This is a genomic window from Hyphomicrobium sp., assembly GCF_041659645.1.
Taxonomy (GTDB): Bacteria; Pseudomonadota; Alphaproteobacteria; order Rhizobiales; family Hyphomicrobiaceae; genus Hyphomicrobium_B.
Genome location: NZ_JBAZXX010000002.1, coordinates 982,917 through 1,004,489 on the forward strand (window position 1 = coordinate 982,917; position 21,573 = coordinate 1,004,489).

At 57.4% G+C, this 21,573-nt stretch carries 16 protein-coding genes and 1 pseudogene; 7 read left to right on the forward strand and 10 right to left on the reverse strand.

Annotation, left to right across the window (positions count from 1 at the left end):
* Nucleotides 1-246 precede the first annotated feature (246 nt).
* Complete coding sequence (locus WC811_RS09665; RefSeq protein ID WP_372643735.1) at nt 247-813, forward strand: helix-turn-helix transcriptional regulator; 567 nt, start codon at nt 247-249, stop codon at nt 811-813.
* Nucleotides 814-906: 93 nt separating this feature from the next.
* On the opposite strand, the gene WC811_RS09670 is transcribed toward WC811_RS09665, so the two are convergent.
* Nucleotides 907-1,788, reverse strand: a complete 882-nt coding sequence (locus WC811_RS09670; protein ID WP_372643595.1) for a helix-turn-helix domain-containing protein — start codon at nt 1,786-1,788, stop codon at nt 907-909.
* A 400-nt stretch (nt 1,789-2,188) separates the two neighbouring features.
* Here WC811_RS09670 and WC811_RS09675 point away from each other — a divergent pair, with 400 nt between their 5' ends.
* Nucleotides 2,189-2,530, forward strand: coding sequence for a transposase (locus WC811_RS09675; protein WP_372643597.1), 342 nt, complete (start codon nt 2,189-2,191; stop codon nt 2,528-2,530).
* 455 nt (nt 2,531-2,985) lie between these two features.
* On the opposite strand, the gene WC811_RS09680 is transcribed toward WC811_RS09675, so the two are convergent.
* From WC811_RS09680 to WC811_RS09695, 4 genes are all read right to left on the reverse strand, one after another.
* Nucleotides 2,986-3,705: an SDR family oxidoreductase gene (locus WC811_RS09680; protein ID WP_372643600.1), complete on the reverse strand. Its 720-nt coding sequence runs from the start codon at nt 3,703-3,705 to the stop codon at nt 2,986-2,988.
* Between the two features lie 34 nt (nt 3,706-3,739).
* Nucleotides 3,740-4,486: an SDR family oxidoreductase gene (locus tag WC811_RS09685; RefSeq protein WP_372643603.1), complete on the reverse strand. Its 747-nt coding sequence runs from the start codon at nt 4,484-4,486 to the stop codon at nt 3,740-3,742.
* A 144-nt stretch (nt 4,487-4,630) separates the two neighbouring features.
* On the reverse strand, nt 4,631-4,969 hold the full coding sequence (locus WC811_RS09690) for a DoxX family protein (protein ID WP_372643606.1): 339 nt from the start codon (nt 4,967-4,969) through the stop codon (nt 4,631-4,633).
* Between the two features lie 115 nt (nt 4,970-5,084).
* Complete coding sequence (locus WC811_RS09695) at nt 5,085-6,101, reverse strand: SDR family NAD(P)-dependent oxidoreductase (protein ID WP_372643608.1); 1,017 nt, start codon at nt 6,099-6,101, stop codon at nt 5,085-5,087.
* A 67-nt stretch (nt 6,102-6,168) separates the two neighbouring features.
* Here WC811_RS09695 and WC811_RS09700 point away from each other — a divergent pair, with 67 nt between their 5' ends.
* Nucleotides 6,169-6,789, forward strand: a complete 621-nt coding sequence (locus WC811_RS09700) for a TetR/AcrR family transcriptional regulator (protein ID WP_372643611.1) — start codon at nt 6,169-6,171, stop codon at nt 6,787-6,789.
* Nucleotides 6,790-6,913: 124 nt separating this feature from the next.
* Here the strand turns inward: WC811_RS09700 and WC811_RS09705 are convergent.
* Together WC811_RS09705 and WC811_RS09710 are read right to left on the reverse strand one after the other, a co-directional pair.
* A pseudogene (locus WC811_RS09705) lies at nt 6,914-7,135 on the reverse strand (integrase); the annotation flags it as partial.
* Nucleotides 7,136-7,344: 209 nt separating this feature from the next.
* On the reverse strand, nt 7,345-11,745 hold the full coding sequence (locus tag WC811_RS09710; protein ID WP_372643613.1) for a chemotaxis protein CheB: 4,401 nt from the start codon (nt 11,743-11,745) through the stop codon (nt 7,345-7,347).
* Nucleotides 11,746-12,200: 455 nt separating this feature from the next.
* On the opposite strand from WC811_RS09710, the gene WC811_RS09715 reads away from it, so the two are divergent.
* Nucleotides 12,201-12,566, forward strand: coding sequence for a response regulator (locus WC811_RS09715; RefSeq protein WP_372643616.1), 366 nt, complete (start codon nt 12,201-12,203; stop codon nt 12,564-12,566).
* Between the two features lie 148 nt (nt 12,567-12,714).
* On the opposite strand, the gene WC811_RS09720 is transcribed toward WC811_RS09715, so the two are convergent.
* From WC811_RS09720 to WC811_RS09730, 3 genes are all read right to left on the reverse strand, one after another.
* Nucleotides 12,715-13,224: a PRC-barrel domain-containing protein gene (locus tag WC811_RS09720; RefSeq protein ID WP_372643619.1), complete on the reverse strand. Its 510-nt coding sequence runs from the start codon at nt 13,222-13,224 to the stop codon at nt 12,715-12,717.
* Nucleotides 13,225-13,632: 408 nt separating this feature from the next.
* Complete coding sequence (locus WC811_RS09725) at nt 13,633-13,974, reverse strand: DUF1488 domain-containing protein (protein ID WP_372643622.1); 342 nt, start codon at nt 13,972-13,974, stop codon at nt 13,633-13,635.
* Between the two features lie 575 nt (nt 13,975-14,549).
* Entirely contained in the window at nt 14,550-14,798 is a 249-nt protein-coding gene (locus WC811_RS09730; protein WP_372643624.1) for a hypothetical protein, read from the reverse strand.
* Between the two features lie 490 nt (nt 14,799-15,288).
* On the opposite strand from WC811_RS09730, the gene WC811_RS09735 reads away from it, so the two are divergent.
* Genes WC811_RS09735 through WC811_RS09745 form a run of 3 tightly spaced genes read left to right on the forward strand, consistent with a single transcriptional unit; the run spans nt 15,289 to nt 19,890 of the window.
* Nucleotides 15,289-16,257 (forward strand): class I mannose-6-phosphate isomerase, encoded by a 969-nt coding sequence (locus tag WC811_RS09735; RefSeq protein WP_372643626.1) that lies wholly within the window; start codon nt 15,289-15,291, stop codon nt 16,255-16,257.
* Entirely contained in the window at nt 16,254-18,680 is a 2,427-nt protein-coding gene (locus WC811_RS09740) for a glycosyltransferase family 4 protein (protein WP_372643629.1), read from the forward strand. Before WC811_RS09735 ends, WC811_RS09740 begins: the two co-directional genes overlap by 4 nt.
* A complete protein-coding gene (locus tag WC811_RS09745) occupies nt 18,589-19,890 on the forward strand; it encodes a glycoside hydrolase family 130 protein (protein WP_372643631.1) in 1,302 nt (433 codons plus the stop codon). The genes WC811_RS09740 and WC811_RS09745 overlap by 92 nt, the downstream gene beginning before the upstream one ends.
* Nucleotides 19,891-21,573: the final 1,683 nt, after the last annotated feature.

Sequence of the window (21,573 nt, forward strand, 5' to 3'; positions counted from 1 at the left end):
GCGGGGATATGGCGCTCCCAGACAGAGGATGACCGCCGCTGCCACTGAGCAGATCCTAACCAAGGACGGGGTTACGTCATGTCGACCTCCCAGACGATGGAATTAGTGAAATTCAGAAAAACGTTGCGGTTGAATTCGGGAACAGCATCCTTTGCTCGGAGGCTGAAGCCAGGGCTGCTCATTCCCGAATTCGTTGATCACTTGCCGGATCAGATCGTCGCGGGTCGCCTGTACGTCTCCATTAAAATGGCGACTTTAGTTCACCGATGTCCTTGCTGTTGCGGATTTATAATTGTTACTCCGATATCTCCCGCTCAATGGCGCATAACCTTTGATGGTGAGTCAATTTCTCTTAATCCGTTCATAACGAACATTTCGTGTGGAGCGCACTATTCGATAAATCGCAATCGTATTCTATGGCTCGACACCAAAAACGTTCGATTCGACCGTCTTGCTGAGTATATATGCCTGAATATTCATAGACCCGAGATTTCGGCAACAGTTGTCGCTCGCGACATGGGCTGGTCTGCCAGATATGTACACAAGCTTTTCGCTCGAGAGGGAATGACATTTGGTCGATACGTCTCAGATATGCGGATGGATTGGGTTGCCGGCCTACTTGCTTCCCAGAATACGAACGAGCGTGTATTGGATTTGATCCGTGAATCAGGCTACCGCGATTCCTCAATATTTTATCGGCATTTCAAAAAGCGTTTCGGCTGTACGCCGGGCGCTTTTCGGTTGACTGCGCGAATGGCGTACTCGTCTGGGACGACGAATATTCCCGGCTTGGAATACGCGGGACAGCGATAGCGGCATGGGTTAGAAAATCCCGTGAGCGGATACCGGCCAATTGCGTTCATGCACTCCGTATGAATCCGCTAACCCTCATCCCGCGAGGATTGGCTAGAGGCCAGCCTTGTATTGTTTGGGTGTGACGCCGGTGAACTGACGGAAGACTTTCGCGAAGTGGCTCTGGCTCGAAAAGCCGAAAGCCATGGCTACCTGACCGGAGGACAACGTGGTCGTTGCGAGCAGATCCTTTGCCCGTGTAATCCGTTCCCGCAAGACAAAGCGATAGGGCGTGATGCCGAAGGTCGCACTGAACTGCCGGGAGAAGTGAGCCGGGCTCATGCACACGATCGCGGCAAGCTCGGTCACACTGATATCATTGTCTAGGTTCTCGCGAACGTAGTCGGAGATGCTTCGTCTCTGCGCCGCCGACAAGGGGGATACGCGGTGCGAATTGCCAGAAGTGGCGTACCTGCCAGCGAGATATGCAACTAAGGCGATTGAGATCGCTTCTGCGAACAATCTCCCAGAGGGGCATCCCTCCTTGACCTCGTTCCGCATGGCGAGGACCAAGCCCTCAAGCCTGCTATCGCGTGTCGGCAGCATGCGGGGCAACGAGTCCTCTATAGTCGTCACTTCAGAGGGCGCAATCGACCACAACTTCGCGCTATCGAGCTGCACAGCCACTCTGGACCACGCGTTTGTCGCCCAAGACGAGTGCAACTCGCAATGGCTGCGCGCGATGCTGAGCGCCCCCGGCACGACACGATGATGAACTTGGGCGCCGCGATCTTTCCAATGTGCGATTCCCGAACCACAGGTGACGACGAAGACCATGGTATGGGGAAAATATGCAGTGGAGATCTCCTCCAATTTAGAGTCCGACTCTTCGAGGGGAAATCCGGCCCAAGGGCTGTTGGCGCTGCTCAGGAAAGGATCACGGAATATGGGTATCCGGCGACCCTGCGACATCGCATGAATGAGCGGTGTACTCACTTACGCCTCCAAGTCCCAACGCGCCTTCACACCAACTCGCGCCAGACCTCCGGTCCCTCGCATAGGTCCGAATTCAGCACCGCGCGCATTGAGGTATAGTCCGTCTGGCATTGCGTCGTCGATTCGGTAAATTCCTGATCGGCCCAACCTATGGTTCGAGAGTGTGAAAACAATCACCTAATTGGGCCTCAAGCTGGTGCGGATAAGCCCCTCTCATTTCAGTAGAGCATTTCGTTCGGCGTTTGGCGTAAACGTCCTATCGTTTTGTCATGTACGAGCTGATTGAAGCGGCGAAGCCAATGCTGTCAGGCACGAAACTGACCGCGAGCCAATTCGCCAGTCTGAGCAAGGGCAGTTGTTCTACGCGTTCGATCTCGATGCGGCGGTGCCAGGCGACCATATGGCACGTCGGATCGCGGCGGTTCTGGACCTCTCCTGGCTGCGCAAGGAACTCGCGCCGCACTATTCACACACCGGCCTGCCCTCGATCGATCCGGAGCACAAGATCCGGATGCTCGTCATCGGTTATGTCTTTGCCATTCGCTCGGAACGCGCGCTCTGTCGCGAGTTTGAGCTCAATCTTGCCTGTCTCGGTATCGAAGACAAGATTCCCGATCACTCCGCCTTCACGCGCGCTTCCGCTAGCACGACATTTTCCGCCAAGTGTTCGAGCGCGTCGTTGCTGCCTGCATCAAAGCTAATCTCGTCGGCGGTATCAGTTTTGCGGTCGATGCGAGCTTGATCGCAGTTCCAGCGAAAAGGTTCGCGGTCGGTCAAATCGACTTTTCACTCGGCAGATCGGCTTGGTGCGGACGGAGGGACTCGAACCCTCACGACGTTACCGTCTCAGGATTTTAAGTTCGCCAATTTATCAATGCTACCAAGGCCATTAGGACATTTCTTGCTCAAACCGCCCCATTAAGGTTCAATACGTTAGCTGAAATGTCCTAACGCCAAGAAGGAAAGCTCTTCGTCTGCTTTATCCCACTAGCAGAAGTCGGCCGCACATGATCGACGAGGCGCAAGCCAGCGCAGACCGCGTCTGCTTATTGAGGTATCGCGTTAGATCTCGATCTTCTCCGCATCTCGATCGCATACCCAACCTCAATGCCGAGATAGCGCACGGTGCTTTCGATCTTGGAGTGTGTTGACCCCCCCGCCTTGCCAGTTCGGCGATAGATCGACACCGCCCTCGGCTCATATCGCGGCTTTTCCGATGGAGCCGCCGCCGTCGACGTGCAGCGTTTGGCCGGTGATGTAGCTTGCCTCCTCCGAGAGGAGGAACGCGACGGCCGCGGCTATCTCGTGGGGCTGTCCAAGGCGTCGCATCGGGATGATCGACAGAAACTTCCGCTCGGCCTCGCTTCCTGCGGGAGTAACGGTGCGGAACAGTTCCGTCTCGATGGGGCCGGGTGCCACCGAGTTCACGGTAATGCCGGTCTCCGCAAGCTCGAGAGCCCAAGTCCGCGTGAAGTTTCCGAGCGCAGCTTTACTCGCCCCATAGGCCGTTCGGTTGGCCATGCCGAGCGTGACGAGACTGGTAATATTCACGATCCGGCCCCACCCCTTCTCTTTGAGCGTCGGCAGGATTGCCTGGACAGCGTTGAGGGTCGGGTGGAGATTGAACCGCAGCAACTCGTCGAGGACATTCACATCGACCTCGCCCAGCGGCTGAACCCTTCCGACCCCAGCGTTGTTGACGACGCCATCGAACGAGTGACGCTCTGCAAGTTCCAAGAAGGCTTTGGCCGAGCCCGCTTCATCGCTAAAGTCGACAGCGGCGAGAGTTCCGGGAAACGAAGGGAGGGATTCGCGCGCGATGCCCACGACGGCGTAGCCGGCTTCGGCGAGGCGCTTGGAGATGGCGAGGCCGATACCTTTTGTGGCGCCCGTCACGAGAAAAGTCCGCCGTGTCATGGTTTGTAGATCCTCAAGTTCGTTGTGGTAAGGATCAGAGTTGCGACCAGCCCCCGTCGACCGGTAGTTCGAGTCCGGTCGTGAAGGTCGCGTCGAATGCGAGGAAGAGGACTGCTTTGGCGACTTCCTCCGGCGTTCCGAAGCGCTTCATCGGATTGGCTTCGCGCATCTGCCCGGTGAGATAGTCGGCCGTTGCTTTATCGGGAAACGCTTTGCCGATGATCGGCGTCTGGGTGGGGCCGGGCGACACCGCGTTGACGCGAATACCCCGAGGAAGCAGCTCAGCGGCGAACGTCCGAGCGAAGGATCGCAGCGCCGCCTTGGCCCCCCCATAGGCGGCGATCATAGGCATCCCCTTAATGTTTGCGGTCGAGGTCGTGAGGACGACAGATCCTCCCTCGTTGATCAGCGGCGCGAGCTTCTGGACCGCGAAGAACGGTCCCTTGGCGTTCAGGTTGAACATCTCGTCAAAGGTCGCCTCGGTCGTGTTCTCGAGAGGGGCGAAGGCGCTGAACCCGGCGTTGACGAAGAGTAGATCGAAGGTGTCGAACTCGGCCTTCACCCGAGAGGCGAGGGCGTCGATGTCCGTCAATGAGCGCGCGTCGCTCGAAACCGCGACGCCGCTCTTCCCAAGCTCTTTCTGCGTCGAATCCAGGCCGGCCTGCGACCGCCCCGTCACTAGAACGCGCGCGCCGCCATCGACGAGCATCTTCGCCGTCGCGAGCCCTATGCCGCTGGTGCCGCCGATGACCACCGCTTTCTTACCTTCGTGCCGATTCATGCGTAATCTCCTTGTGCTATTTGTTTCAAAATGCCTTGGGGTCTGTGACGAGCGCGTAGGTTCGAGCGCAGATAGCAGTCTCGCCTCTTGCGCAGCGCTGCTGGGTTGTCAGAGCTGCGTTTCAGTTTTTCTCATGAGGTCCAACTACCGGTGGATCGCTATCGCCGCGCCGGAGGCCGCCATCAGAACCGCAGCGCTCGGCAGGTGCCCCCAGTCGCGACTACGAATCAGGGTTGCGACTGCGATCAGCATGAAAATGGCGCTCCCGATAGCTCCAACCTGCGCCGTCACCGGGATCATGAGAAGTAAACCGAGCACGACTCCAAGGCTGCCCGCCACCCGGTGAAAGCCGGCCGGATAACCCCAGAGCGCGAAGTTCTTAAGTGCTAATGAAGAACCGGCGAAGTTGAGCGCGCCAGTCCCGATCATGACGACGCCAAGTGCGATCGGAAGCCCGACGGCGACAAGTTCGATCACGGGCATTGTCTGGTCCTCGCTTTGTTGTTGGCCGCAGTGACTTGCGGCGTCGTGCCGGTTAGCCCAGCGGGCGCGGAGTCGGTTCGGCATCGGCGCCCATTTCGCCGCGAGCGACGCACGCTCAAGACACCGCGCTCAAGGATGGGTTACACAAGTCAATACCGGAGACATTGACGACGGCCTGCCACGCGGCTTCTTGGCTGACGCGATCGTGGAGGTGTGGCTGGCGCTGCACCTCAATTGGGCCTGAGAACTTTCCTGGAGCCGAGGCGAAGAATTGCCCTGAGACGTTGGTTCCGAACTCCGACGCCTGGAGGTACCGACTGGCCGCAGTCTCCGGCGTCTGATTCATACCGGGAATAAGATTCACGATTGGAATCATCAGATACTTCAACAATGGGCCAGCGTTTCGCGCCACGTTGGTGGCGTTCGACGCACCGGGCGAGACCGCGTAGACGGCCATGTCGGTGGGTAGTCGGCGCGCCAGCGCCGCGGCCCACCAAGCGACAATGAGCTTCGCGTCGGCATACGCATTGTTGGGCGCGTACTTCACGTGCGGGCCGTTGCGGATCAGGGCTTCAACAGCGGCGGTTTGATCGCCCCGGAAGTATTTGGCCGCGAAGGCGGGCGCGTCGGTGTATTTGAACATGGGCACGCCCCCTCGGGCAGGCTCCGCACTGGTGATAACGATCCGCGCGCCGGGGCTCAGCAGGTTGGCGCGAAGCAAGCCGACAGTCAGTTGATGATGGCCGATCAGCGGAGCCTGAGAAGCCTCGACGCCCGTCGGCGTCAGCACGCGCGCCTTGCCAGGGACCATCCCGGCATTGAGCAGGAGGAAATCGATCGGCGTACCTCGCTTGACGAGCGCCGCGATCGCAGACTGAACGCTGGACGGCGTGCCCAGCTCCAGTTCCAGCGGCGTGAAAACGAGCCTCCTGGTCTCAGACCCGAGTTGAGCGGCCGTTTCTTGAACCTGCCGCAGGCTGCGTCCGGTGACGATGATGTGGCGGTAGCCCTTGGCGGAGAGTAACCGGGCTGCCGCACAACCGAGCCCGGAGGTGGTGCCCGTGACGAGTGCGATCGAATGTTCCACAGGCGCCTCCTTGGTGAAGTTCGAGTCGTGCTCGGCCAGGGCCATCTTGCTAATTTCGAACTATTTAGTTATATATTGGTGAGATGATGATGGTCAAGGAGTTTTGAACTAAATGTTTCAAAATGCCGCCAGGCCGCCCGGACGGCCGCGCAACTTCGATGAAGTGGACGCGGTGGAAAAGGCCGCCCAGATATTTAGGTCGAAGGGCTACGACGGCGTAACAATCGATGATCTCGTCGCCGGAATGGGCGTGGGACGGCCGAGCCTGTACGCCATCTTCGGAGACAAGCGGACGTTGTTCTTGCGCGCGCTGAGGGCTTACGCTGAGGCGAAAGGCGCTCTCGCTGCGAAGGCACTCCTCTCGCCACGCACTCTGCGCGACTCACTCGCCGCCTTCCTGAGGCACGCCGTAGAAACGGCGACCGAGAAAGGATCTGCTCGAGGATGTCTTCTGGTGTGCGTCGCGCCGCTTGTGGATGATGCTGAGGTCCGGCAGTTCCTGCAGAAGGCGGCAGAGGGCGCCGTGGCGCTCGTGGAAAGCCGTTTCCGAGACGCAATCACAGCCGGAGAATTACCCTCCGACTTTCCTGTGGCCGTGCGCGCGAGCCAGCTCATTGATCTTGGTCGTGGCCTTACCATGCGTGCGCAGATGGGTATGCCGCGCAAGACGCTTCTCAGGGATGCCGAGGAAGCGGCCGACTTGGTGCTCCTGCCGCGGCCGGCTCGCGCGTAGCCGGATGTCCGCTTTCTCTGCATAGCGATAGCCGGAACATCCCAAAAGCAGACATTGCTCGGGCCTTAGTCGGCGCCCCCCGTCCAATCGCCGACTAGGTCTGCTCATGGGGGTAATGCTGCCATCAGATGTCGATCGCATCATCGCCCTCGATGCCGAGATAGCGCACGGTGCTCTCAATCTTCGAATGTCCAAGCAACAGCTGTTCAGCACGAAGGTTTCCGGTTCGGCAGTAGAAAAGAGCCGCCTTAGTTCGACCCAGAGAATGCGTGCCGAACTTCGCTGGATCGAGGCCGATACTGGACGCCCACTCCTGCACAAGCCGGGCATATTGGCGGGTAGTTAATCGACTGTCGGCATGGCCCGGCCGGCGAACAGGAATTGTCCTACCTTTCTGTCCATCAGTCTCAGATACTCGTCGATTGCTTGTCGTGTCTGGTTGGTCAGTTCGTACCGCACGGGGGCCGCCCCGTCTTTCTTTGCCGAATGGTGGCTTGGTTCATCGCGTAGCCATGAATGTCATTGTATTGAGCCTTGCCGATACGGCCGGCTTCATCAGACGTCGGATTGCGCGGTCCTTGCCGCCGCAAGCGCCAAGCGCGCCAATGCCGGCAGCGATTTCGCACCGGTTCGGGTCATGATCTCGGCCCGATGGTTCTCAACCGTGCGCTGACTAATGCCGAGATCTGCTGCGATGTTTTTGCTGGGGTGACCGGCAAGCACGAGGTCCATAATCTGGCGCTGTCGCGGTGTAAGGCCCGAGATGTTGCTCGCGGCAGACTGCTGCCAAGCAACCAGCTTGTTTGAATCCCTCGATTGCTCGAGTGCGCGTTCGATGCTGTTCAATAAATCACCACGGCCGATGGGTTTCGCTATGAAATCGGAGGCGCCGGCCTTCATAGCTTGAACCGCGATTTGAACGTCGCTGTCGCCCGTCATCATGATCGTCGGGAGTCGATAGCCCGCTTGCTGAAGCCGCGAGAGCAATTCCAGTCCGCTCATTCCGGGCAGATAGGCGTCCACCAGCAGGCACGCTTCGCCGCCTGCGCGATAGGATTCGAGGAACGATTCACAAGTACCAAAATCCTCGACCGTCCATCCTTCGTCCTCGAGCACGCTGCGGATGGCGTCTCGGACGTTCGTGTCGTCGTCAACCACAAAAATTACAGGCGCCAAACCGGCGATGGCTGCAGTATCTCCATTCCGCGTGAGCCCGGATGTCTGCGGACGCAACGCCGGTAGGAGGCGCTGAATGACACTCGTCAATTCTTGCACATTCACGGGTTTATTCAGCTGCACGCAGTTCGCACCCGCGATATCCCGCAGGGTCTCAGTCGAAATATCACCCGTCAGAATGACGACCGGAGTTTCCAGATCGAATTTTTTTCGCAGTGCCGCCGCGAGCTGGAGCCCGTTCAGCCCATTCGGGAGATTGAAGTCTGTCAGGATAAGATCGGGCCGGATCGCCCCGTGTTCCAGCTTCGCCTGTGCGATGACGCCGTCGGCCGCTGTTACCGCGCGGTGGCCCTCGCCCTCTAATAGAAGTTCGAGCAGTTGGCGTAATTCCGGATCGTCCTCCACGACCAGAATATTGCTGACGCTGCGCGTAACGTCGGCATTTTCCGGCGCACTCTCGGGCCGATGAGAGGACAACGGCACGTCAGCGCCGCTCCGCCGCATATCGATTTCGACAGTGAAGACAGATCCCTTGCCTGGTACGGAGCGTACACTAACCTGATGGCCGAGCAGGCGACCCAATCGCTGCACGATCGAGAGACCAAGGCCCAGGCCTCGGCTCCGCTCGCGCGCAGCGTTGTCGAGCTGATTAAACTCGCCGAATATCGTTTGGTAGTCTTTCTCCGGAATCCCGATCCCCGTATCCCATACCTCAATCGTCAGCCGGCCTTTGTGCCGGCGACAGCCGAGCAGCACCTTGCCCTGTTCGGTGTACTTCAATGCGTTCCCGAGGAGATTGCGGATCATCTGCTCGAGCAGGCGCGGATCGCTGTCTACCGACGCTCCACACGCGACGACGCGAAGCTCGATTTTTCTAGCCTTCGCGTGATACGTAAATTCGTCCCTGAGACGGTTCAGAATATCGTTGATGGGAAACCTGACGACTTCACCGCGGACGATGCCGGCTTCGATCTGATTGATGTCGAGCAGAGCGTTCAGCATCCCCGACATGGCAGCCAAAGTCTCCTCGATCCGCCCGACGAGGTTCCGTGCTTTATCGCCTTCGACGATCTTGACCAATAGACCCTGGATCAACGCAAGGGATTGGAGCGGCTGGCGCAAATCATGGCTGGCCACAGCCAGAAATCGCGATTTTGCGAGATTTGCCGATTCAGCCTGCTGTTTCGCCACCTCCAGCGCTTTCGACGTTTGTTTGCGATCGGTAACGTCAGCGAAAGTGATGACGACGCCTTCGACGCCATTCTCCTGGGTACGGTAGGGAAGAATCCGCCTCCCATACCAGTCACCGTTATTGGCTTCGATTTCCCGTTCGACCGGCGTGAGGGTCTGCAGGACCGTACGCGCGTCGCTCAGAAGAAAGCCATCAGATGCGAGCGAGCTGAGGTCGGCGAGAGGTCGACCAATATCGCCGGGAATGATATTGAACAGAGACTTTGTTGCCGGCGTAAAAAAACGGATGTTGAGTTGGGTGTCTAGAAACACCGTTGCAACGTCGGTGCTATACAGAATATTTTGTAGATCGTTTGATGTTGTGCGCTGTCGCTCCAGCGTCTCTTGCAGCTGAGTGTTGAGGGCGGTAAGTTCCTCGTTTAACGACTGCAACTCCTCTTTTGATGTCAGCAGCTCTTCATTGGTTGATTGAAATTCTTCGTTGACGGAAAGAGCTTCCTCGTTGATCGCTTTCTGGTCTTCGCCTGAAATCTCAAGATTGTGGATCGCGCCTTCAAGTTCCGTTCGCGTCGCATCAAGTTCCCTCTCAAGTTCGCTGACGCGTGGAATGTCCAAGGAGGACGACCGCCGACCCTCTTTGCTTTCTTTCTGCGGCTGGTCGATGAAGCAGACCAGCAGTAAATCTTCGCCATCGCTTGACGTCGGCTGCACGGCGATGCTGAAGGGCTTCACACCATCATTTACCCCGATGCGTCCTCCCGGGACGACGATACGCGCATTTTCCTGAATGGCTCGTTGAATGGCCGAGCGAAGCTTCGTGCGCATTCCCTCGCGGGCCATAGCGAGCAGATCGTGCATCGGGCGGCCAGACGCCACTTTCAGATAGCGGTCGGTTGGCCCGAGATAATAGAGGCACTCGTATTTGCGATTAATCAGGACGGCGGCAGGCGCATAAGTCTCCATGACCATTCGCCGGCAAAGTTCGGCCAATGCCGCCTGACGCGACGGCGCCGGATCGAGAGCCGATCGTAAGGGCGCGCGCGTCGTACCTCCGGCATTCCGCGAAAATTTGAAATCCCCCTGACGGGTTCGTCCGATATGCCGATAAAGCCGAGCCGACTTCGAGATCAACCCGAAGCGGCCATCGGCGCTTCCAACAGTCTCCGAGCTACCAAGAAGAAGCAGGCCGCCGTCGCGGAGTGCGAAATGGAAAGCCGCGATGGTTCTCGCCTGGGCCTCAGTCTGCAAATAGATGAGCAGATTACGGCAGGAGACAAAATCAATACGCGAGAATGGCGGATCGGCTAGAACGTCCTGAACAGTGAAGACCACCACGGCTCGGAGCGCAGGCAACACTCGATAGCTGCGATCCTCTTTGGAAAAAAAGCGCGCGAGCCGCTCCGGCGATACGTCACCCTGGATGGATTCAGGATAAAGGCCCTCACGGGCGACGGCAACCGCGTCAGGATCAACGTCGGATGCAAAAACCTGAAGCTTGATGTTTCGATGGGACGCTGCGATGCCTTCAAGGAAAAGCATGGCCAGGGAGTATGTCTCCTCGCCGGTGCTGCAGCCAGCGACCCAGACGCGTAGCGGCTGATCGACAGGGTGCTCTCGGACAAGTTCCGGTATGGTAATTTCTGCTAGAAACTTGAAGACTTCCGGGTCCCGAAAGAAATTTGTGACATTGATGAGTAGGTCCTTAGCCAGGAGCTCGAGTTCATTCGTGTCGCCTCGCAGGACTTCGAGATACTTCTTCATGCCCCTGGACTCCATAGAGGACATTGCCATGCGCCGCTCGATCCGGCGCTGTAGCGTCCCCCTCTTGTAAAGCGTGAAATCATGATCGGTTTTCGCGCGCAGTAGATCGATGATCTCGGATAGCCAGTCAGGTTCCAGGTCGCTCGCGGCGCCGGCTTTTGCCCGCGCAATCGAGATCTGTTTGGCGTGGCTGGTCAGAACATCAGCAATCTCCGCGACCGGAAGGATGAAATCGACCATACTCGTCAGGATCGCGTTGCGAGGCATGCCATCATAACCGGCTTCGTCGGGGTTCTGGGCAATGACTAGTCCGCCGCTTTCTTTGACGGCCTTGAGCCCGACGCTCCCGTCGCTCCCGGTGCCGGAAAGAATAACGCAGACGGCGAGAGACCCGAAATCATCGGCCATGGAGTGCAGAAGGAAGTCAAACGGCAGCCGTGTGCCGTGGCGCGCCTGTGGCTGCGACACGTGCAAAACGCCTGCGCCAACAGAAAGATAGGCTCCGGGAGGAATGACATAGAGGTGGTCACGCTCAACCGGCATCCCTTCTATTGCCTGCTGGACCGTCATCGTCGTGGACCCGGACAACAAGTCGACCAGCATGCTTTCATGCGTTGGATCGAGATGTTGAACGAGGATGAAGGCCATGCCGTTCGTGGCAGGAAGCGCGCCGATGAGCTTCCTGCAAGCCTCGAGGCCGCCGGCGGACGCGCCTATGCCAACAACCGGGAAATCGAGAGAGCTGGATGGCGGCCAGCTCGCCGCGACCGCACGCGGGCGCGCCGGCGCGCCGGTTGCTTTGATTTGACTTGGTCGATCGGTCGGCATGACGCGAATGTCCTCGAGAGGCCTGCCCCCCGACAAGTCGCCTCCGACCATAGTATCACGCCCCGCTCTTCGTAGAGTGCTAATGTAATGGGCGCATCGGCGCGTGGCGCCATCGCCGGTTCCGTCATATCGCGAACGCCTAAGTAGTTTCCGATCCTCAACGCAGCGGACTCCTTTCGGATAGGTTGGTCGCCTTGAAGCTTCGTGCGGAGTTTATGGTTAGCCACCAACGTTCATGGCCCTGCACAAGGACTGACGATGACAGAAATAATGCATCGGCCGAGATCATGTCGAGGCTGCGGTCCGGCGCCTATGAAGTCAATCAACACGCAAAACGTGATCCCCCTAAGGATGCCTTCGCATCCGCCAATGACCGGGCCTTATCGCGCCGATCTGGTAGGGTGCGATGGCATCGGGATTTCCATCAACGAGGGTGTCCGGAGAGGCGACGCATTATGAGGCCGCTTCGAGTACTGCTCGTCGAGGACGAAATCCTTATCGCGATGCTGTTTGCGGAGGTCCTGGAGGACATGGGGCACAATGTCTGTGCAATGGAGAGTACGGAGGCCGACGCCGTCGCTGCAGCAGCGAAATTCAATCCGGACTTGATCATCGCCGATGCCAAACTGCGGAAGGGCAGCGGAGTCGCGGCGTTAGCGACGATACTGCAGAGCGGGCATGTGCCGCACATGCTCGTCAGTGGCGACGTTTCAGGCGTTCGCGCAGCGATGCCCGATGCCATCGTGATGCAGAAGCCGTTCTTTGCTGCCGATCTGGCCCGGGCCGTGGAACTCGCGATGGACGCCAAAGGGGCAGCTTAAGTGGGCTACAGCGAACTTCAAAAGATCGCCCTTTTTGCGTTTGTCGTCGCGAAAGGCTTCGCGCTCGTAAGCTTGCCGCCTCGAACTGCACTTGCCTTCCAATATCCTTGGAGTGCGAACCTAGGACCGCACCCCGAACCTCGCCGTACTAGGTGAGTACGACTGGCAGGGCCTTGACTTCAGCTGCCGTCAAATCAAGTTCGACGCGATCACTTTGGAGTCTGAACTGCGCTGTCGTCAGGTCGACACGACTGCGACCAAAGCCGAAATATCCACCGATGTCGGCGCGCATTCCCACAACGTTGTTATCTTTGTCGCGCTGAAAGGAAATGTCGACGCCGATTTTTTTACCGTCGTTGCTATAGATCGGCTTCTTGATCCAGTTCTCGCCTTCTTGCATGGAGAGCGATAGGCCAGTACCCGCAGTGCGCGTTCCGGCGCTCGATTTAATGTCCAACTGCCCCGACATGGCATCATTGGGTCGCATCGAAGACACGGCGTCATTCATCGCCTTCGCGGCAGGTAAAAGGTTTGCGGAGCTCGATCCATCGACGTTTGAGTTTTTAGCATCGCTCCTCATCTCAGGAACGCGATCGGACATCGTGCTTGTGAGGTCCGTGCCGGGATCGGCTTTTATCTTCGTCTCGTCGGCGAACACGGGAATTGCGAGCGCGACGGAAAATGCAGTCGCGACGGATAAAGTACGGAACATAGCTTTGATTTCTCCAGAACAGAAATTGAGGGTTTCCGCACGGACAGCAGAACGCCTCGAGCCGAGACGCTTTACCGCTCAGCTATCGAGCAACCGCTCGCCAAAATCGCGCTCATCGGCATGCTTAGCCGTGGCCGCTTGGTCGAAGCTTCTCCAGTGGATCGAGATCCAACGGTGTCTTATCGGAAGCCGGAGACCGCGTCTCGCGCGACACTACAGACTGTGGAGGCAACGAGCGATCGCCGACGCGACGCCGTTTTGCCGAGCGGTAGATACATAGGTGACGCAGCTGGAGTCGGTCAGGCTCGGAAAATACTGAGCGACAAGTAGATCCGGTATGGACACGCCGCCGACTCAGAAATCCGATGCGACCAATGTATAAGCTCCGGGATGGCGCCCACGATAAACACGGCGAGCAACGCCGAGAATCTTGTCACGATATTTGTCAAAAATTCTTAGAATACCGGATTCGTCTAGAGGGGCTCCCGGGTTGATCCGCGAGAAAGCCAGCTGCTCAACAAGAAAGCTGACTTCGAACGTTCCGTCATAGCCCCAAAAGCGCACGCAGTGATGCTTGCTATCATAGCTTCTGGTTGGATTGGGAAAGCTAAGTGCCATAAAAAAATCCTTCGCAAAAATTGCGATGGCCACACTGTTTAGGCGATAGAACGCGCTCGTCGGCGCGGTGTTGATCATGGCGAGCGAGCTGAGTTGGTCACAGGGTCGGAATCTACTCAGCCTCGATCTTAGGTTTAATAGCGCGCCACCTTTCGGGATGCTCGATCATGCCATCGTGTTCAACGCGTTAGACGACACCGGAAAGGTAATAAGTAGATTCCGAACCTCGCTCGCTATCGACCAAAGTGTGCTTGTTACGATCGGCGAAGCGATTTCGCGGTGTTGGCGATCGACAGCAATTTGATCGCGACTCTCTGCACGGGCGGACAACAATGAAATATCCTGATGGAAACTGGGACAGTGCCAACATCAACACGTTGCAAACGGCATTGGATTCGGCGTGTGAGGAGCTCGGAGTAAGCCAAGATCACAAGAAATGCGAGGCCGTGGCATTCCTTATTTTAGGCTATGCGAGGACGGGACAAACGGACGTTGACAAATTGAGGGCCTACGCGATCGAACGATTTGAATGCTCGCTTTGAAGACACCCAATGATCCTGCTCCGGCTGCTCTGCAGTAGAGTTATATGCGTGGCCCGCCTGGTGTCCCCCTCCGATCGGTCGTGTTGTGCCACTTGAAGCTGGCCACCGAGACTACGTCTCCGCCGAGAACACCCCCGCCGACTGCTCAACGATGATATAGCCGCGATCCACGAGCGCCTTGAGGTAATCCGGACGAAGATTTTTAAACTGTCCGCTCTTCAGGTATTGCCACGGCGTCTGACGGCGGATGCTCTCAGGTAGTTCATCGAAGCCGCCTTCCTCGAAAATGAGATGACGGTCCCTCTCGTTCACCGAGCGGGAGATGCTGTATCGCGATGATGTACTGCCAAATTCCAACATGGGCTTTTACCTTAAGAGTTCCGGTCGCCACTCTCGTAGCACGTCTCCATAGCACGAGTTGTGTCACGGGCATTATCGTAGGCGGCCGACACGGAGGCTCGCATTCGGAATCGACTTTGGATCCACAACCGACAAAGGTCTGCTTCAGGCCATTAGCAGAAATGGAGGGAGCAAGAACTGCCCGCAAGGGATAATGAATTTCGCTTTCTGACAGTGAGGAAGCTGGTCAAAAAATGGATTACCCGGCCCGTTCAGCTGGGGCCTCCGCAAACGAACACCGGAAGAAGCCGTTGAATGACTAGCGTCAACGTCCTTTACGGGCGATGAATTCTACCGCCCAGGGCCGGAAAGCACTGTGCTTCGGTTTCGGTGGCGATCTCTGAGTAGTTTCCGAAGGTACCGGCCAAACCGACCACCAGGTAGGTTCGCGCTCTCACCGCTCCGTCGGTGCCATCAATCCAGGGTTAGATGTCTTCAATAGGTAAACGCCTTGACGATAGAGTTTGCGCGAACGGTGTCGGTGCCGCGGCCGTGGGGCGTTGTCGGTGGCAGTTTTCCTTTTACGACGGACGATGACGGCGTAGCCATTGGCGAGATCAGGTACGAACGACCTGGCCAACCCGTGTCGGAACCCTCATTACTGCTTAAAATACTGCTTACCAGCCAGCCGCTCTCCATTCAGGTCCATCCGGATGACGCTTATGCGCAGTCAATCGGACTGCCGAGCGGCAAGACTGAAGCGTGGTACGTAGTGAGCGCGGCAGCCGGTGCGAAGGTCGCGATCGGTCTCAACCAGCAGATGACACCGGAGCATTTTCGCGAGTCGGTTCAAGACGGCTCCATCTCGACGATAGTCGCATGGCAGCCGGTTTCGACCGGTGACGTCGTGTCTGTGCCGGCCGGCACCATTCACGCAATCGGCGCGGACCTCGTCATCGCAGAGATTCAACAGCGCAGCGACACAACGTACCGCATTTTCGATCACGGCCGTAAGCGAGAGCTCCACGTCGAAAGCGCGCTTGCTGTTGCCAATGCCGGACCGATGGTCGTTCAAGCTCGGCCGCTTGCCCTTACCGATGAGCGAACGCTTCTTGTCTCCAATACTCACTTTGTTTTCGAAAGACTTCGCTTGGCATCGGGCACAGCATGGTGGCTCGAAGCCGCGCGAGAGACTTGGCTTCTCGTTCTAGGTGGCCTCGCGCACGTCGGCTCATCTGATGTCACTACAGGTGACGCCATTTTTGCTCAATCGGATCGAGTTAACATCAACGTGGGTCCAGATGGCCTTATCGCGCTGTTGGCATATTCCGGTGTCGGCGGTCCGATTCCCCACGCTCTTCAGCGCATCACGCAGGCCGGCTCGCCGGATTTGAAGTTCGACGAGACAATGCCAGAGCCGTCTTCATTCACCGCTGCAACGACCGGCGGTGGCAACCAACGTAAGGAAATCATCCGATGAAGCCACTCCGGCGCGTTGCGTTTATCGGCAATTATCTTCCACGCCGCTGCGGCATCGCAACCTTCACATACGATCTGCATAGCGCGGTCACGAAAGAGCGACCCGACCTCGAAACCCCCGTGGTTGCCATGACCGATCCCGGCGGCACCTACGAATTTCCGCAAGCGGTGCGGTTCCAAATTCGCGACGATATGATGGTCGACTATGTCGATGCGGCAGAATTCTTGAACACCGCGGGAATAGAAGTGGTTTCGCTTCAACACGAGTACGGCATTTTCGGCGGTGATGCTGGCGGAAATATTACCGGCCTCGTTTCCCGTCTCGCGATGCCGATCGTAACCACGCTTCATACTGTTCTCGCCCTGCCCACACCGGCTCAACGCGCCGTTCTGGATCACGTCATCGAGGCTTCGGCGAAAATCATCGTCATGGCGGAAAAGGGCCGTGAGATACTCCGTGCCGTGCATGGCGTTCCAGCCGACAAAATAGATGTCATACCGCATGGGATACCCGATGCCCCGTTCCTAGACACGCATCATGCCAAAGCGAAGCTGGGCTTTGCAGGCAAGGCCGTCATTCTGACGTTCGGTCTACTATCTCCAAGCAAGGGCATTGAGACGATGCTTGATGCCATGCCGGGCATCATAGAATCTTGTCCTAGTGCCGTTTACGTTATTTTGGGCGCGACCCATCCCAATCTTGTCCGCGATCACGGCGAGGCTTATCGTCAGAGCCTTATGGCTCGCGTTCGCGAACTTGGCATTGAAGATCACGTCGTGTTCTTCAACCAGTTCGTGGAGCAAAGTACGCTGCTCGAATTCATCTCGATGTGCGACGTCTATGTGACCCCCTATCTCAACGAAGCTCAGATGACATCGGGCACGCTGGCTTACAGTTTCGGGCTTGGAAAAGCGGTTGTGTCGACGCCCTATTGGCATGCCCAGGAGCTGCTTGGCGATGGGCGCGGGGTTCTGGTTCCCTTCGGAGACGCCAAGGCTATGGGGACGGAGATTTCCGGACTTCTGACGAATGACGTTCGCCGGCACGCAATGCGTAAGAGGGCTTACGCCGCAAGTCGATCGATGACGTGGGCTGAGACCGCCAAGCGCTACAATTTGAACTTCGGCGCGGCGCGCGGATATTCGCGGCCCGCAATTTTGCTTTCTTCAGATCGGATTGTGTCCGAACGCTCGCAGCATGAAATACCGGATATCAAGATCGGACACTTCCTATCGCTTTGCGATAGCACCGGCATGCTTCAGCACGCCGTCCATACGGTAGCGGATCGCGCTCACGGTTATTGCGTCGATGACAATGCCCGCGCGTTGCTGCTCTCGAGCGCACTTGCGCACGTCGGCGACGTGCAGCTTCCCGAGCTGATTACGGCGCGCTTTGCGGCCTTCATCCAACACGCCTGGAACCCAGACACATGTCGGTTCCGAAACTTCATGAGTTTCGACCGCCGCTGGCTCGAAGACATGGGCTCGGAGGATAGCCACGGGCGGACGCTATGGGCGTTGGGCGAATGCGCTCGAAACAACACTGATCTCCCTCGAAAAAAGTGGGCGACTGCACTCTTCAAGACCGCTCTTCCGATCGTCGAAAGTTTCTCATCGCCCCGAGCCTGGGCCTTCTCGCTCTTGGGACTCGACGCTTATTGTGCGTCGGTAGCCGGCGACGTTTCCGCCGAGCGCATGCGCCGGCAGCTAGCTGATCGGCTAACTTCCATGCTGGAAGCGGCGGAGAACGAGCCCGACGGTTGGCCCTGGTTCGAGCGCGTGCTCGCTTACGATAACGCGCGCCTTCCTCAGGCGTTGATCCAAACCGGCATAGCGATTCAGACGTCGTCCTACGTTGAGGCTGGCCTACGGTCTCTTCGCTGGCTTATGGCAATTCAGAAAGCTTCCTCGGGCCACTTCAGGCCAGTCGGATCCGATAGTTTCGGGCGGGTGCACCAAACACCTGAACCGTTTGATCAGCAGCCCGTCGAAGCCGCAGCGTCGATTTCTGCATGTATTGCAGCGGCACGCGCCGATGGCAGCAGTGAATGGCCTATAGCCGCGATGTGCGCGTTCAATTGGTTCCTAGGCGAGAACGACTTGCGGAAGTCGCTAATTGATCCCGATACGGGCGGATGCTCTGACGGTCTGCACCCGGATCGCGCTAACGAGAACAGGGGCGCGGAGTCCGCACTGTCGTATCTTCTTGCGCTTGTCGAGATTAGGGAGTTCAACCGCACCGCTATGATGGACCGGCCGAGACCCACACCCAAATTGGTTTCCTCCCCCGTAAGTCGCCAAACGCCATCGAGAACAAGTCCAGGGGGCCACGTTGTCTCAATCACGATTCCTGAACCGCCAGAGCTTGCATCTCCGTCCCGATCCGGCACGAGTCGTCGTCCGGCCATTCAAGCCGGCGACTGAACCGAGGGATTTAAACCCGACCGATAAGACGCGAGCCAACCATATCGTCGACAGGGTGCTCCTGCTGGGGGCCGATGTCGCGGCGAGACAACTTACCGAGGTTCTCGAGAACTTCGAAGGCCGTCACAAAAATTTGCTTGAGATCTTCGAAGCGCGCGCCGCCGAGATGGAAGAGGCATTGGTTCCACACGCCGTATTAAACAAGACGCAAAGGTGCCTAATCGGAGCTTACTTTCTTCACGAGTATTCTTTTGAAGCGTCAGCTCTATTCAATCCAAGCATCGTGCGCCACCCCGATCAGTCCGGTGCTCCTGAAGGCGGTTGTCGATTCATTCTGAGCCTTCGTGCTGTCGGCGAGGGGCATATTTCGTCGCTGACCTTCCGATCGGGAAGTATCGGCGTTGATGGTAGCGTCACGGTGGATCCGACGGCGCGCCTCGCATGCGTTCCAAAAGTCGAACGTCGCACGCCAGGACCCAATGGGGATAGCGTCGAAGTCATTTTCCGTCCTGAGGATGACCTCAGCGAGCGCGTCATATTTCCCATTACCGACGCTCAGTCGAACGGAATCGAAGACGCCCGCTTCGTTGAATTCGCCGATCAAGGGCAAATCAATTTTTACGCGACCTACACAGCTTACAGCGGCCGGGCGATCCGCTCCGAATTGTTAGAAACAAAGGATTTCCGCAGTTTCCGCATGACGCCGCTTGCCGGTTCGGCCGCGCGAAACAAAGGCATGGCGCTATTTCCGAAAAAAATAGATGGCCGCTACGCGATGATCGCGAGGCAAGACAACGAGAACCTGTATCTCATTTATTCGGACGACCTTTACACATGGGAAGGCGGCGACCCGATTCTGAAGCCCGAGCATCCTTGGGAATTCGTCCAGATCGGCAGTTGTGGATCGCCGATCGAGCTTGATGACTGTTGGCTTCTTCTCACACACGGCGTTGGACCCGTTCGGAAGTATTCGATCGGGGCGGTTCTCCTCGACAAGAAGGATCCTTCCAAAGTCCTCGCTCGTTCGCATGAACCTCTCGTGCGCCCGGAGCCGGCGGAGCGAGAAGGCTATGTGCCCAACGTCGTCTACACATGCGGCGCCATGCGTAGCGGCGACCAGATCATCTTGCCTTATGCGATCTCGGATACCTTCTCGAATTTCGCGACGATTAAAATCGACGATCTGACGAAGGCAATATTGGGAGAATAGGAGCCAAGTCCGAAACCACTGACTTCTCCGACATAACGCCGGGGGCGATCACGCGTTGTTACCGCAACCATTGCGGTGTCGTTGATGATTTGGCGCAGCTGGCCGGCGGGAATGTTAAAATGCAAACGACCACCGAAGGATTCACACAGCCATGACCATATGAGCTGACCGATACTTTCCCGGCGGTCTCTGGAGCACGGAGGTGGAAGCAGGATTTCTCCGGCTTTGGCAAAGTCTCGGCTCGCCGGCCGAAATGATGCTTGTCAGCGTCGTGAATCACAGGCTGATCCCGAGGCTAATTGCCAGCCTGCCTTCGAAGGACGCACTGAATTCTCTCAATGGCTTTCACTTGATGCCCAGAGATCAATTGCCGAAGAGGGCGTCCTTGCTGGCAGGAGATCCAAAGCAGTTCGAAGCCATGTTCGAATATGACGTTTGAAATGCATGATGAAGCCAGGCCTACCCTGAAGCGGGCCGAAGCAAGTGGCGCGGCATATCCAAGGTTGCGGCGGGGCTTGTCGAACGAAGTGCGGGGACCATTTGTAGTAGATGTGGAAGTATCCGAAGAGCCCTTTGCATCAGGCGGCAATCGACGCGAAGCGGGAGCGGGAGGTTCCGCGCGCCACGGCTGCGGGAACTGAAGCTGCGTCGTCAGCAAGACGCATCACTTGCTGTTAAGGAACAGGAGGTCAGCAAGCTCGCAATTCTTGCCAAAACGCAAAAGGCTGCGTGCTGCGCGTCTCACTCTTCTTGGTGCGGAACCCAAGAAGCCGAAGCGGCGCACCGTCCGTAAGTCCGGCGATTGATTCCGAGTCCATTACTTCGCCGGTCACTTGCGACGCCCACAGTGTCGTCGCATCTCAATGTCGCGAGCTGTTAAGCCGCCATCGCGTCATTTGGCGGATGTCTGATTCTGAGTGCATTGCAGACATGATCGAGGCCTTTCAGGCCAACTCCTACTTTTGAAGGTCCGACGTTCGCTTTCTCTGCAAAGCAGAAGTCAGGCGCATTGGGCTGGGTGTTCGAACAACGCGTCCTAATGCGATAATTTGGGGAGCTGAATCTCGACAGACCAAAATAGCTTTTTAGCCCAAGTTTTCAGTTTGGTGCGGACGGAGGGACTCGAACCCTCACGACGTTACCGTCTCAGGATTTTAAGTTCACCAATTTATCAATGCCACCAAGGTCATTAGGACATTTTGGGCTCAAACCACCCTATTACGGTTCAATATGTTAGCCGAAATGTCCTAACGGCAAGAGGGCCGAGCCTCTTCGTCTCCTTCGATACAAAAGCGGGCATCATTCCGATACGCGATGATGCCGACAGCAACGAAGCAACGAACGTCTGGTTTTGAGTGATAAGCTGAAGCCGCGCTCGTCCGCCGCTATTCCGCTTTTGACCCCAAGCAGACGTCGTTAAGAAAGAGCTTGTCCCGCTTCATGCCCGGTCGCGACTTTGCCATCCAACTGGGTTGACGGCAGGTGGCTTCTTGTTTGTTCTTTCGAAATAACTCTAGGTCGGCGAGTAAATGCGCATTTAACAGGGCGCCTCGACCATACCTCCGACCGCTGGGGAGTATTTACGGCACGTCGCCGCCGCTGGAGCGTCTTGCGCGGGCGCGCTTGGAGATTTTGTGACGACTGTTGTTTTTTGGAGGTCTTCTTTCGGCGCCGCCGTCGCTC

What these genes read in the sequence shown, in the direction of transcription:
- WC811_RS09740 (WP_372643629.1), top strand. Translation starts at nt 16,254, where the DNA reads ATGAAGCCACTCCGGCGCGTTGCGTTTATCGGCAATTATCTTCCACGC.
- WC811_RS09715 (WP_372643616.1), top strand. Translation starts at nt 12,201, where the DNA reads ATGAGGCCGCTTCGAGTACTGCTCGTCGAGGACGAAATCCTTATCGCG.
- WC811_RS09700 (WP_372643611.1), top strand. Translation starts at nt 6,169, where the DNA reads ATGTTTCAAAATGCCGCCAGGCCGCCCGGACGGCCGCGCAACTTCGAT.
- WC811_RS09665 (WP_372643735.1), top strand. Translation starts at nt 247, where the DNA reads ATGGCGACTTTAGTTCACCGATGTCCTTGCTGTTGCGGATTTATAATT.
- WC811_RS09695 (WP_372643608.1), bottom strand. Translation starts at nt 6,101, where the DNA reads ATGGCCCTGGCCGAGCACGACTCGAACTTCACCAAGGAGGCGCCTGTG.
- WC811_RS09690 (WP_372643606.1), bottom strand. Translation starts at nt 4,969, where the DNA reads ATGCCCGTGATCGAACTTGTCGCCGTCGGGCTTCCGATCGCACTTGGC.
- WC811_RS09730 (WP_372643624.1), bottom strand. Translation starts at nt 14,798, where the DNA reads ATGTTGGAATTTGGCAGTACATCATCGCGATACAGCATCTCCCGCTCG.
- WC811_RS09725 (WP_372643622.1), bottom strand. Translation starts at nt 13,974, where the DNA reads ATGATCAACACCGCGCCGACGAGCGCGTTCTATCGCCTAAACAGTGTG.
- WC811_RS09680 (WP_372643600.1), bottom strand. Translation starts at nt 3,705, where the DNA reads ATGACACGGCGGACTTTTCTCGTGACGGGCGCCACAAAAGGTATCGGC.
- WC811_RS09685 (WP_372643603.1), bottom strand. Translation starts at nt 4,486, where the DNA reads ATGAATCGGCACGAAGGTAAGAAAGCGGTGGTCATCGGCGGCACCAGC.
- WC811_RS09710 (WP_372643613.1), bottom strand. Translation starts at nt 11,745, where the DNA reads ATGCCGACCGATCGACCAAGTCAAATCAAAGCAACCGGCGCGCCGGCG.
- WC811_RS09675 (WP_372643597.1), top strand. Translation starts at nt 2,189, where the DNA reads ATGGCACGTCGGATCGCGGCGGTTCTGGACCTCTCCTGGCTGCGCAAG.